The sequence below is a fragment of the Arthrobacter oryzae genome, assembly GCF_003634095.1.
Taxonomy (GTDB): Bacteria; Actinomycetota; Actinomycetes; order Actinomycetales; family Micrococcaceae; genus Arthrobacter; species Arthrobacter oryzae.
On the sequence record NZ_RBIR01000009.1, the window covers coordinates 42,688 to 55,720 of the forward strand.

Below are 13,033 nucleotides of genomic sequence, written 5' to 3' on the forward strand. Positions count from 1 at the left end.
CCCGTATCGCAGGGACGTCCCCGGTTGACGCTTTGGCGCAAAGCAACTGCTCCTGCTCCTGCTCCTGCTCCTGCTCCTGCAACTGTTCCTGATGGATAGTCCGCGCCGGCAGGAAGGCCAACCCGGCGCCGGGCCCTGGAATAGTAGAATAGCGACTGCCCGACGCCTGCTGCCGCGATCCGAAAACCTGGCCGCCAGCCCGGCTCCTTCCGTCCGGCTAACCGCCGGGCCACCGGGGCCCGACGAGCGTTCCCGCCCGGAAAGAGGCCGTACATGAGGCAGCAGCATGACGTCGTGAAGCCGCGCCGGAATCTCGAGGCACTCCTGCTGCTGCTGGCCTTGGCCCTCGGGCTGGGCGCCAGCGCGATGGTGAGCCTGGACAGGCATGAGGTTCTGGGGGGCGGGTTCTGGTCCCAGGCTGGAGCTCTGACCGGCCTGGCTGTGGTGTTCCATGTGGTGTTGAGGATGCGGGCAAGCTACGCGGACCCCGTCATCCTTCCCATCGTCGTGTCCTTGAACGGCATCGGCATCGCCATGATCCACAGCCTGGATGCGGCCACCGGGACGGACGCGGGAGGCAACCAGCTCAAGTGGACGGCTGTGTCCGTCCTGATCGCCGCCGCCGTCCTGTGGTTCCTGACGGATCACCGCGTACTGCGCCGATACACGTTCATTTCCCTGGCCATCAGCGCCGTGCTGCTCATGCTGCCGCTGGTCCCGGGCATTTCCGCCGGGGACATCAACGGTGCCAGCGTCTGGATCCGGCTGGGCCCCCTGCAGTTCCAGCCCGGAGAAATCGTCAAAATCACGTTGGCTGTCTTCTTCGCCGGATATCTGTCCGACAACCGGGACCTGATCCTGCTGGCGGGCAGGAAAATCGGGCCCCTGCAACTCCCCCGCGTCAAGGACATGGGTCCGATGGTGACCGCGTGGGCCGTCAGCGTCGGCGTGCTCATCTTCCAGCACGACCTGGGCATGTCCATCCTCTTTTTCGGCCTGTTCATGGTCATGATCTACGTCGCGACCAGCCGGGCCAGCTGGATGCTGCTGGGACTGGTCCTCATGGCCTTCGGCGGATACGCCACGGCCACCATCTTCCCCCATGTCCGTCTCCGCATCGACGCCTGGGTCAACGCCTTTGACCCGAAGGTCTTCGTCCGATTCCCCGGCGGAAGCGCCCAGATAGTCGAGGGCCTGTTCGGGATGGCCGACGGCGGGCTGCTCGGAAACGGACTCGGCCTCGGCCGCCCGGACCTGGTGCCGTTCGCCAACAGCGACATGATCATTGCCTCCCTCGGGGAAGAACTGGGCTTAGTCGGTTTATTCGCCATTGTGGCGATGTACCTGCTGCTCTTCACGCGCGGGTTCCGGGCCGCCCTCGGGACTCGGGACCCGTTCGGGAAACTGCTCGCCTGCGGCCTGTCCTTCGCCATGGCCTTGCAATGCTTCATCATCATGGGCGGCGTCACCCGCCTTATCCCGCTCACCGGCCTAACGACCCCATTCCTCTCCGCAGGAGGATCCTCCCTGCTGGCAAACTGGATCATCGTTGCCCTGCTTCTGCGCATCAGCGATGCCGCCCGCCGCCCCGACGCAACGGGCCCGCTCCCGGCCGGCCTGACCGCCCCGGGGCGCATGGACGCCCGCCCTGAAGAGTTTTATCGCCCCCGCATGGTGCACCCCAGGCAAGCCCGGAGATAGCTCCCGTACCATGGGCCGGATGGTGTTCATCAGGATGTACCGCGAAGGCAAACTCGAACGCGACGACGTCGGCGCCCACGAGATCGAGGCCCTGGCCCGCCAGGACGACGTCGTGCTCTGGATCGACTTCACGGATCCGACCGCGGATGACCTTCTCGGCGTCGAGACGGTGTACGGGCTGCACCGGCTCGCCGTCGAGGACGCCGTCCACGACTTCCAGCGGCCCAAACTGGACCGCTACCCGAACCACCTGTTCCTCTCGGCCTACGAAGCCCACCTGCGGCCCGGCACCGGTGAACTGGCCGTCGCCGAGATCTCCGCATTCGTGACCCGAAACGCCCTCGTCACCGTCCACGGGCCCGACTTCGACACCGACAAACTGATGGCACACTGGGACGCCGAGACTGACCTGACCGTCCACGGGGTTCCCTTCCTCTTCTGGGGCCTGCTGGACCTGATCGTCGACGGACACTTCGACGCCGTCCAGGAACTCGACGGCTACATCGACGCGCTCGAAGAATCCCTGTTCGATGACCACTCCCCCGACCACGACCTGCAACGGAAGACCTTCGAACTGCGCAAGAACCTGGTCCGGCTCCGCCGCGTGGTGCTGCCCATGCGAGAAGTCCTCAACACTCTTCTGCGCCGGGATGATCTGGTCGGCTGCAGCCCGGCGATGCAGCCCTTCCTCCAAGACGTATACGACCACGTGCTGCGCGCCGCGGAGTGGACCGAATCACTCCGTGACCTGGTGACCACCATCCTGGAAACCCACATCAGCATCCAGGGGAACCAGATGAACCTGGTCATGAAAAAGGTCACCAGCTGGGCCGCGATCATCGCCGTACCCACCGCCGTCACAGGCTTCTTCGGGCAAAACGTGCCGTTCTTCGGCTTCCAGAGCGACTACGGCCTCTGGCTCTCCAGCGCGCTGATGGCCGGCGGATCACTGTTCTTGTACCTGGCCTTCAAGAAACGCGACTGGATCTAGAAAACACTGCCCTGAGGACAGGTTCCCCGCACCGCTGGTTCCAGTTCCAATGGACGACCCTCCGCGGGCTGCCCGCTCAACCGGTGGTGGCCGCGCCGAGTGTGATGTCGGTGCTGTGCACCTGGCCTGCGCGGATGAAGCTGACTTTGACGGTGGCGCCGGCTGCCTGTTCCCGCGCGGCGGCAGTGAGCTCGGAAGAATCCGTCACACTGCGGCTGCCCAGGTTGGTGATGACATCTCCGGATTTCAAACCGGCCCTGTCCGCCGCCGAGTCCGGTGTCACCGCGGCGACCTCTGCACCGGCCGTGAACTCCGAGGTTCCCGACGCCTTGTCCTGGACCGAGAGGCCCAGTTGCCCGTGTGTGGCCGCGCCCGAGGCGATGAGTTCCCGGGCGACGCGTTTCGCATCATTAACCGGAATGGAGAAGCCGACGCCGATGTTCCCAGACTGGGCTGAGGAGGAGGACGTGGCTCCGGCCGACGCGATGGCCACGTTGACGCCGATGACCTCACCGTTCGCGTTCAGCAGAGGGCCTCCGGAGTTTCCCGGGTTGATAGCCGCATCTGTTTGGATGACGTTGATACTGATGGATCCCTGCGCGTCGCTGGCTGACCCTGCCTGCGAGCCGGATGCGGCCGAGGACGAGGTTTCAATAGTACGGTTCGCCGCCGAGACGATGCCGTCCGTAACAGTCCCGCTCAATCCCAGCGGTGCTCCGATGGCAATGGCGGTGTCGCCGACTTTGACGTTGCCGGAGTCGCCGAGAGAGGCAGGGACCAGTCCCGGGGCCGTGATCTGGACGATGGCCAGGTCGGAGAGAGGATCAGTTCCGGTAATTGTCCCCGGATAGACCTTGCCGTCGCTCGTCCGAACTTCGATGGCCGCGTTTGCGGCCTGTCCGTCCAGGGTGACCACATGAGTGTTGGTCAGAATATGGCCGGAAGCATCCAAAACGATCCCGGACCCGGTGCCGCCGGCGGTGCCGGAGCTGGCGCCGATCGTCACCACACTGGGCGAGGCCTTCTGCGCAGCCGCCGTCACCGGGTTGACGCTGTCGGGATTGTTGATGACCACGGGCGTGTAGTGGGTTGTTTGAAGGGTGCCGGATGCCGCGGCCGACGTGTTCCACATCGACATCAGCCCTGCAGCGCCGGCCCCGCCCAAGGCGCCCGCACCCAGGAGGCACGCAACAAATACTCCGGTGCCAACGCGCCTGCGGGGCTTCGGGCCAGTTACGCCGGCTGGCGCTATGGCTCCTGCCGGGCGGGCAACGACCGCCTCCGCCCCGGGTCCTGGGTTGTGGGCGCGAAACTCGTGTTCGTTCATCATTCATCCTGATCTCGTCGTTGCTGTCCAAGTTGCCCCTCCGCCTATTGCGGCGAACAATCCCTAAGGTCAGCATTCATCTGTTGTTACGAACGGGAGCTCGCGGGAACCCAAACCTTGTTCACCTCGAGAACTTCGAAGCCATGTCCCTATCCTCAAAGCCTTCGCTGTCGACGCTCTGTCGGGCCGCTGTGAGCAGACTGTGATCCTTTAAATAAGCGACTAGAAATTACTGGCAGCCGCCCTCGGCCACTACGGCCACGGCCGGACAACGGTGTAGGGAGAAGTCTCAAATGGCGGTTGACGGCTCAACGAGGTTGCACGGCCCCCGGGTCCCGGCGAAGGGACAGTGCTAGCCGGGAATCTGGGAAGTTCCTTTGAATTCGGCGACCGGCCCGTGAACGATTCGCGAACCCTCTCCACGAAAGCCACATATTCGCTCGCACTGCCTGCCCCATGGCCAAGAATCGGGGGGACGAATCCCAACGCGGGCGCAGTTGCGCCGAAAGGTCTCATCCCATGACTTCAGCAAGAACCACAGCCGTAACCGCTGCCGCTCTCCTAGGGGCCGCTCTGCTGGCCGGTACGGCCGTAGCACCCTCCATGGCCGACGCCGGCGGGCACGAGAACCGCGGTGCCCAGGATCACCGTTCCGGCCAGCGGGATCGCCCGGACGGCACGGACACCAAACACGTCCTGGTGTTGTCCGTGGACGGCCTCCATCAAAAGGACCTCGACTGGTATGTCGCGGCTCATCCGCAATCGGCGCTGGCCGCGCTGGTGAAGCACGGCACAAGCTACACCCACGCACAAACTCCCGTGCCTTCCGATTCCTTCCCTGGCATGGTCGGGCAATTCACCGGCGGCAACCCCGGAACGACCGGAATCTACTACGACGACACCTTCAACCGGGCGCTCCTTCCCGCCGGCACCACCGACTGCAAAAACACGGTCCCCGGGACCGAGGTGGCACTGACCGAGGCCGCGGACAAGGACCCGAACGCGCTTGACGCCGGACAGGGCGTGACCGGGCTGCCCTCGGGCATCATGACCATGACCGGCCAGCCCGGGTCCCTGCTCAATCCGGCTGCTCTGCCCGTGGACCCAGCCACCTGCAAGCCCGTTTACCCGCACCAGTATCTGAAGGTCAATACGGTCTTCGAAGTCGCCAAGAGCGCGGGTCTGAGTACCGCGTGGGCGGACAAGCACCCCGCGTATGAAATCCTCAACGGTCCCTCCGGCAAGGGCGTGGATGATCTCTTCACGCCCGAGATCAACAGCCAGGCACCCGCCCCGTACACCGGTGACTGGACAAAGGACAACGCCGCAACCCAGCAATATGACGGCTACAAGGTCCAGGCGGTCCTGAACGAAATCGGCGGGAAGGACCACTCCGGCACCCGGGCCGCGGCCGTGCCGGCCATCTTCGGCATGAACTTCCAGTCCGTCTCCACCGCCCAGAAGCTCCCGACGTCGGACGGCCTCCCCGGAGGCTATCTCCCGGGCGGCGCTGTGCCGGGACCCCTGCTGAGCAAAGCCCTGGACTACATCGACACCTCCGTCGGGACGCTGGAATCGGCGTTGTCCGCATCCGGGCACGCCAAGGACACGACCGTCATCCTCTCGGCGAAGCACGGGCAGTCACCGATGGATCCGAACCAACTCACCAGGGTTCCCGACGGCGCGATCATCGACGGGCTCAATGCCGCCTGGAAGGCCGCCCGCCCGGGTTCCGCGGACCTGGTGACGTTCTCGACCGACGACGACATCATGCAACTCTGGCTCGCCGACCATTCCCAGGCCGCCTCGCAGTTCGCCAAGGACTACCTCGCAGCCCACCCGGCCGCCGGTAGCGACATCAACAGTGCCCCCAGAACTCTCCCAACCTCGGGGCTCAGCAAGATCTACGCAGGCAGCGAGGTCGCCGGCTACTTCGGCACCAAGAGCGGCGACGCACGTTACCCCGACATCCTGGGCATCGCACAGACCGGCGTCGTCTATACCGGCGGCAAGTCCAAAATCGCCGAACACGGCGGCGCCTCCACCGACGACCGGAACGTGCCCCTCGTCATCTCCGGCGGCAACGATCAGAAGGCGCGCACCGTGACCCGCGCCGTCGAAACCACACAGATCGCCCCGACAATCCTCAAGACCCTCGGCCTGAACCCGCACAAACTCCAGGCAGTGCAGATCGAGGGAACCCAAGCCCTGCCCCAGCGCTGACCCGCCCTCCCGGCCAACGCCGGAGCGCTCCCGCGGGAGCCTTCCGGCGTTGGCAGGCGACAGAGCATTGATCTCGAATCGATGGGGACAGCGGATACGCTGAGCGTTGCGCGGGGTGACTTCACAAGGAATTCCCAAGGTTTCTTCATGGCAATCCCGCGTCCGCTGTGGAACAGTTCTGGAACCAGGTGGTATCTAAGCCGGGAGTAGACCCGTCGGGATCGTACCGCTAACCGGCCCGGGTGTTCCCGTCCCGGCGGCCGCTCACCGCTGACTGCCCGGTCCGTTTCGAGAGAAAGCCGGAAATGATGCGCCGGAATCCCACCCCAGCACGTTCCCGGAAGCGCACGAGCCGGGCCCCGTGGTTCATTCTTGCCGCAGCCCTCGCCATTTCGACGGCCGGTTGCCAGTCGCCCGCTCCCGCCCCCTCCACCGGGACCAAGACGGCCGCTGGGGTCCCGGGACATGTGTTCGTGATCAATCTCGAGAACAAGGGCTATTACAAGGTCTGGGGCGCCGACTCGGAAGCGCAGTACCTGTCCAAGACCCTGCGCGCACAGGGAGTCTTGCTCTCTGAGTACTACGGCATTGCCCACAATTCGAACCCGAACTACCTGGCCCAGATATCCGGCCAGGCATCGAACGCCTCGACCCGGGACGACTGCCCGACCTACACCCCGTTCGAGCAGACCGGGACCGCCACGCCGGGCCAGGTGCAGGGGGACGGCTGTGTCTATCCGGGCTCGGTTCCCACCGTTGCGGGTCAGCTCAGCGCTGCCGGGAAGAGCTGGAAGGGCTACATGGAGGACATGCAGACTCCCTGCCAGCACCCCCAGCTCGGGGCCGAGGACGACCACCAGAGCGCCGCGGCGGGCGACCAGTACGCCACCCGCCACAATCCCTTCGTGTACTTCGAGTCGATCACCTCCTCCCCGGAGTGCCAGCGCAACGTGGTGGCCTTCTCCCATCTGGCCGAGGACCTGAAGTCCGTCGACACGACGCCGAACCTGTCCTACCTCACCCCCAACCTCTGCAACGACGGTCACGACAGTCCCTGCGTGGACGGCAGCCCGGGCGGACTGACCAGCGCCGATGCGTGGCTCCGCCAGCAGGTCCCCACGATCCTGGACTCCCCTGCCTACAAACAGGACGGCATGCTCGTCATCACTTTCGACGAATCCGAGGGCGGCACCACCGGACCCGACGGGCTGCTGCCAGGGGGCACGGCCGGCGGAAAGGTCGGCGCCCTTGTGCTCTCGCCCTTCACGAAAGCCGGAACTACCTCGAACACCCCCTACAACCACTACAGCCTGCTCGCCAGCATCGAGGACACCTTCTCCCTGCCCCGCCTCGGCTACGCCGGGGCCCCCAACCTGAAACCCTTCGGCACCGACGTTCTCACCAACAAACCCTGACCCCGTGCCCCGGATATCCCGTCCGTCCACCGCCGTGTCGGCAGTATTCGAGGGACGGCCCGGCCCCGGCGCTCTTCGGCCTCCGGGACGGGCTGTGTGCATTCTTTTAGCTGAAGTGGCGGGGAGCGTTCCTCTTACCCGCGATTGACAGGTAGGTGACCAGGGCTGCCATGCCCGCGGCGAGGCCAAGGCTGACCGGCCCGGTCCCCCAGCCGAGACCGCCCCGCTCGGAGGAAGCGGCTGTCCAGTCGGCGAAGGATGCCCCGAGCGGCCGGGTGAGGATGTACACGAACCAGAACGAAGGTATCGCCGCAAGCCCACCACGCCAGTACCAGAGGCCCGCCCCCGCGATCACCGCGGCGAACACGACGCCCGAGGCAAGATATCCGAGGTCCAGGCTGTAAGCGGTCAGGTCGCCCGTCGCCGTGCCAAGGGCAAACGTTGCCAGCACGACGGTCCAGTAGAAAGTTTCGCGGCGCCGCGTGTCCACACTGTGGATCGACAGGGTCCTCTCGGACCGATACCAGAGGAGGAAAACGACCGACAGGGCGATGAGGAAGAACACCGCCGACAACAGATATGGCACGCCAAGCACGACGTGCACCGCATCGGCAGCCATGGTCCCGAAGACACTGACCATAACCACTGCCAGCCAGTAGACCCAAGGGACGTAACGGCGGATCCCGAACTGCAGAACAAGGGAAGCGGCCAGGCCGCACCCGCCCAGGCCTAAAGCCACGGCTGGGTCCATGTGATGGACCATGAAGTCCGACGTCGTCTCGCCCATCCCGGTCGTCAGTACCTTGGCCGCCCAGAACCAAGCCGTGATTTCCGGGACCTTGGCCCCGGCCCGGCGTGCGGGAGCCAGTCTCCGGGCCTGGGCGCCCGGCTCCAAAACGGCAGACGAGCCGCCGGTTCGTGAAATGTCCTGCTGTCGGGAATTTGTCATCCCGCAATTGTGCCCCGCGGTCCCTACAGTTACCTGAACATGGCGTTGCATCAGGACAGCGTTCCATAAGGCCCCGGTGCTGCCCCAGCATCTCGCGATGAGCCCTCATCGGCCCTCGGCGGTCCATGTCTTGCCCTCTGCCCCGCATAACGGCACCACGCAGTTGGCTGGGCGTGTCAGCCCATCAGCAGGAGTGCGGTGAAGTAGATGCCTCCGCCAATAACGCTGTAGGCGGCGAACGGGGTCAAGCTTTTGGTTTCGAAGAACCGGAGGAGGAATTTCGTCGAGAACCACGCTGCCGCTGCGGCACACACGGCCCCGACCAGAAACGCTCCCCGTTCATCTGCCATGGAGGGGTTGAACACCTCCGGAAGTTTCAGGACCGCCGCGGCACCGATGATGGGGGTGGCGAGCAGGAAGCTGAACCGCGCGGCGTGCTCATGAGACAACCCGGAGAGCAGCCCGCCGACCATCGAGGAGCCGGACCTGGAAATCCCCGGCAGCAGGGCCGCGGCCTGGGCGGAGCCGATACCGAACGCCTGTTTCCATGACAGCCCGGCCAGGCGGGAGTCAGCCATGTCAGCGCTCTCGACGGATGCGGTGACATGCGGGTCCGGTGTGGCCAGTTCCTGGGCGGAAGAGCCGAGCCCGGAACCGTGCCTTGCGGCGGCCGGGGCGGATACCGGCGCGGGCGTTGCCTTGCGCCGGCGGAGTGCCTCGGCGGCGAAAAGCACCAGACCGTTCACCACCAGGAACCCGGCGGCAAGCAGCGGAGACGCGAAAAGGCTCCTGATGGGCTTTTCAAGGACCAGTCCCAGGACCCCGGCTGGAATCGTTCCGGCGATAAGCAGCCAGCCAAGCTTCGCGTACGTGTCACCGGCGGAGATCCTCCGGTCCCGGACGGACCGGCCAAGGCCTTTGAAGATCTCAATCCAGTCTTTGAGGAAGAAAACGAACAGGACGATCGCCGTCGCAAGATGGGTGGCGATGAGGAAGGTCAAAAAGGCCGGGTTGTTCTGGTCCAGCCCCCAACCGAACAACGCCGGCAAAATGACGCTGTGGCCCAGGCTGGAGATGGGAAAGAGTTCGGTGACGCCCTGAATGAGACCGAGAATCGCGGCCTGAAGAATGGTGATCATGCGCGGAGACTATCAGGCGCACATGACGGGAACATGAGCGGGCCCCGCCGACGTATTCCCAGCCGGGCAGGCGTAGACCGCGAGCCGTGGACGGCTTCCGGAGACCGACCATGGACGACTTGCAGCTGCTCCGCCTCACCGCTACAGGTGCGAGGCCGACCGTGCGGGGTTAGGGAAAAGCCGGTATCGCGATGTATTGGTTGATATTAGTGGACTGGAAGGTGTCAAACGACAGCGTCTTTTGGCCGCCCAGCGGATCCCCTACGATGACGCTTTGGTCGGAGGAATTCACGCCCAGCAACGCGTAGGAATGGTCGGACTCCAACTGGCCGTCGGAATTCGAGGTCCCCAATGTAATGAGGCCATTCGCGAAATCCTCCGCGATCTGAGCAAAGCTCACGTCCGTCATGGGACCGCCGGGGTTCCGGTCGATGCCAGCCTCGCCGGTGATGGCATAGAGCCCATTATGCACATCGTGGTCCTGGGCGTTGCTGAGGTCGGTGCCTTCGATGCCGTCATAGCTGTTACCGTTTGCCGCCGCCCACCCCTTCTCGATAATCGCAGCCCATGAAACGTTTTTGCCGTCGATATTTTCTATTCCGTTTTCGAGCGGTTTGTCGCGGTCGTACGGAAGGTCACCGTTGACGGTCACCGTCACGGGGTTGGGTACGCCGTCGTATCTGCTGTGGAATGAGATCGTGTAAGTGCCGTTGCCGTTATCGTGAACCATTTTCAATACGGTTTCAGGCGATCGGGCGGCCACCGTCATCAGCGCTGCCAGGAAATAGCAATCGCCCGTGTCGCCCTGCGCGATGTTCGTCAGGTCCCCAGAGATATTGGGTTTGCCGGCGCTATCAAGTGCAAACAGGACCTGATTCGGGACCTGCTGGTAGGTCGCGCGCCCGGACACTGTTGGATTATTCGCAGGAAGCCCTGACGCTCCCGAGGTCGGTGTCGGCGCACCGGTCCCCGGGATAGGCGGCGTCGGGGCCGAATCAGGTGTGAGGGTCGAACGGGACCTGAGAATCAGCGCTAGTCCAACGACGACGATCAGGGCAATCAGCGAGTATATTCCGATGGCGCGTAGCCTGGCCGGTCTGGATTCTGCCCGTTTCATTTCTGTGTGCCCTCCCGATCCGCGGGCTTGTGCCTCACAATAATGGCGAGATACAGCGGTCTTGACCGGCGGTCTCGCCGTCCGCGACCTATTCACCATTTGAGCAACAGATTGCCCCGGGCAACCACTTGGGCGCAAGAAGCAGAGAACTATTCACAGGTAAAGCTGTGGAATTCACAGGAACGCCCGCGGGCAGCGACTGACATTTTCTCACCAGTCGTCTTGGCCCGGTCAATTTGATCGGAGCTGTCCGGGGTGTCTCCTATGTCGCGTAAGCGGGCGGGACCTCATATTCCGTGGCCCATGGAAGTATCTTTGGGGCCGGGTGCGGACCGCCGGATAGCCAGTCGTTGCTGATCTCGGAGGCCTTGGCGGCCCGCAGTACGAGCTGGGCAGCGAGGGCTGAGCCCGTGATTTTTGCGTAAGCGAGGGCTGTTTCCCCGATGGTTTCGGTGTGCTCGAGAAGCGGCAGCAGATGCACCGAGGTGACGTTGCTAAGCTCACCGACGCGTTCACCTTCAAGCCGGACTTCGACAAAGGGACGCTCGGCACCGTGCTTAAGTGTGCGGATCGCCTTGTGCAGACTGACGATCAGGAGACCGACCCCTCCCGGTGGCACGTAGTTGAAAAGAATGTCGAAATGGTCCTCCTCCTTGAGGACTTGAATCGCCGAACCCCACGGTACAAGAGTGGTGGCGCCCGCCGGGGCTTCGTTGAGCGGCGCGATCAACTCCGGATCAGGCAGTGCGACTGTGACTCGGGCTTGGAGCCGATCGCCGCCGTCGTATGCCCAGATGCGAGCCGTAGTAACCGCCACGCAGCGCGGCTTTGATCGCCTGTCTGTACGCGTGCTCGCCCACGACTTCGACGTTCGGCCAATCCGACCGGCCGAGCGACACGCGATACAGCCCCAGGCTTAAGGAAAAGGGGCGAGTGACTGGCGAAATTGGCGCCTGAGCCTCAGATGCGACCCGCTTTGGGGCGGTGTGATCCGCCGGGGCCTTCATCTGGACATCGTGAACCGCGGTTCCTTGCACGCCGCTGACTGGACCCACCGCCCAAGCCTCGTCCTCCCAGGCCTGCCGGTCACGGCGTCGCTTCCGCAACAGGAACATCAGCCCGACAATCCCCGCCGCCAGCAGGAATCCGGTAGGTGAGGATACCGTCACAATCAGCAGCAGCACCCCGAACATGGTCCACTTGGCAAACGTCCCGGCCTTCTCTAAGCTCGGCACGCCACGACCGCCGGCGTTCAGCTTAGCCGGGCTCTAACCCACATACTCCAGGACGCGCGCCGACTGTCCCAAAGTCAGGTGCATCAGGCTCGGGCGCTTGCCCGTTCCTCGTGCGACGGCCGCACGGACGAAGTTACGCTGGAACTCCGACGCCGGGGCTGTCCCATCGGCAGCGAGGAGTTTCCGCCATGTCTCGTCGCCGATGGTCTGACGCGCAACCTGCGGGCGAGCCGGTTGGGACCCCAGGGTAGCAGGCCTCTGTGTCGACCGGCGCCCAGAGCGGGTGGTCACGTACGAGGCGCCCGTTCCAGGGACCCTGACTGTGCTCGTGGTGCGGCCGGTCGTGGACTTCGTAACCCGGAACGGGCCTGCCCCAAAGCTCGCACTCACCCCGCGCTTCGACGCCGTGATTCTCACAGGCCCGAAACTCTTCGACTTGCGGTAACGGAACCCCAACTCGCCCCCCAAAAAAATAAACAATCACGAGGAAGCACTCGTCCCCCATAGGGGAGATTCTAAGCCTCAAGGATTCGCGAAGGGCAACCCGTCCCATCAGACACAAAAAGGACGGTCTCGGGCATACCAATAACTGGGGAATCGGCTACTGACCTGCCCCCCCGTACAGACGATTGCACGCGAATTGGGCAGCCCCTAGATCGTTGCCATCTTCCGTCGATGCGGGAGTGTCTGAATAACGGTGGATCCACCATTAAACGGACGTCCTGAATCGCCCAGTCTCAGTGGTCCTGAATCAAGTTGACTTACTCATCTGGTGTGTCGAGCCGGACACATCGTTAATTGCACAGTCCCGGCGGAATATTCATCAGCTGTTGGTGAGGGTGGCGTCGTCGAGGTACATCCAGGTGTCATCTGCCGGTGAGGCTCCGTCGAGGTGGGTGTTGAACCAGAGGGTGATGGTCTGGCCTTTGTAGGCGG

At 64.1% G+C, this 13,033-nt stretch carries 10 protein-coding genes; 4 read left to right on the top strand and 6 right to left on the bottom strand.

Features of this window, described 5'->3' with window-relative positions:
- Window positions 1-273: 273 nt before the first annotated feature.
- Together C8D78_RS16525 and C8D78_RS16530 are read left to right on the top strand one after the other, a co-directional pair.
- Window positions 274-1,701, top strand: a complete 1,428-nt coding sequence (locus C8D78_RS16525) for an FtsW/RodA/SpoVE family cell cycle protein (protein WP_120954963.1) — start codon at window positions 274-276, stop codon at window positions 1,699-1,701.
- 19 nt (window positions 1,702-1,720) lie between these two features.
- Entirely contained in the window at window positions 1,721-2,692 is a 972-nt protein-coding gene (locus C8D78_RS16530) for a magnesium transporter CorA family protein (protein ID WP_120955063.1), read from the top strand.
- 76 nt (window positions 2,693-2,768) lie between these two features.
- Here C8D78_RS16530 and C8D78_RS16535 read toward each other — a convergent pair whose 3' ends face one another.
- Window positions 2,769-3,830, bottom strand: a complete 1,062-nt coding sequence (locus tag C8D78_RS16535; protein WP_341867126.1) for a S1C family serine protease — start codon at window positions 3,828-3,830, stop codon at window positions 2,769-2,771.
- A 708-nt stretch (window positions 3,831-4,538) separates the two neighbouring features.
- Here C8D78_RS16535 and C8D78_RS16540 point away from each other — a divergent pair.
- Together C8D78_RS16540 and C8D78_RS16545 are read left to right on the top strand one after the other, a co-directional pair.
- Window positions 4,539-6,242 (top strand): alkaline phosphatase family protein, encoded by a 1,704-nt coding sequence (locus tag C8D78_RS16540; protein WP_208641988.1) that lies wholly within the window; start codon window positions 4,539-4,541, stop codon window positions 6,240-6,242.
- A 305-nt stretch (window positions 6,243-6,547) separates the two neighbouring features.
- Complete coding sequence (locus C8D78_RS16545) at window positions 6,548-7,657, top strand: alkaline phosphatase family protein (protein WP_244208448.1); 1,110 nt, start codon at window positions 6,548-6,550, stop codon at window positions 7,655-7,657.
- A gap of 106 nt (window positions 7,658-7,763) precedes the next feature.
- Here the strand turns inward: C8D78_RS16545 and C8D78_RS16550 are convergent, their stop codons facing one another.
- From C8D78_RS16550 to C8D78_RS20145, 5 genes are all read right to left on the bottom strand, one after another.
- Window positions 7,764-8,606: a COG4705 family protein gene (locus C8D78_RS16550; protein WP_120955065.1), complete on the bottom strand. Its 843-nt coding sequence runs from the start codon at window positions 8,604-8,606 to the stop codon at window positions 7,764-7,766.
- A gap of 176 nt (window positions 8,607-8,782) precedes the next feature.
- The gene (locus C8D78_RS16555) at window positions 8,783-9,745 is read right to left on the bottom strand and encodes an undecaprenyl-diphosphate phosphatase (RefSeq protein ID WP_120954966.1); all 963 of its coding nucleotides are present in this window, start codon (window positions 9,743-9,745) and stop codon (window positions 8,783-8,785) included.
- A gap of 169 nt (window positions 9,746-9,914) precedes the next feature.
- Window positions 9,915-10,655 (bottom strand): C2 family cysteine protease, encoded by a 741-nt coding sequence (locus C8D78_RS16560; RefSeq protein WP_167467935.1) that lies wholly within the window; start codon window positions 10,653-10,655, stop codon window positions 9,915-9,917.
- Window positions 10,656-11,124: 469 nt separating this feature from the next.
- Window positions 11,125-11,679 carry a hypothetical protein gene (locus C8D78_RS16565; protein WP_208641989.1) on the bottom strand — a complete coding sequence of 185 codons (555 nt, stop codon included), beginning with the start codon at window positions 11,677-11,679 and terminating at the stop codon, window positions 11,125-11,127.
- Window positions 11,680-12,130: 451 nt separating this feature from the next.
- Window positions 12,131-12,577 carry a DUF4236 domain-containing protein gene (locus tag C8D78_RS20145; RefSeq protein ID WP_425266715.1) on the bottom strand — a complete coding sequence of 149 codons (447 nt, stop codon included), beginning with the start codon at window positions 12,575-12,577 and terminating at the stop codon, window positions 12,131-12,133.
- Window positions 12,578-13,033: the final 456 nt, after the last annotated feature.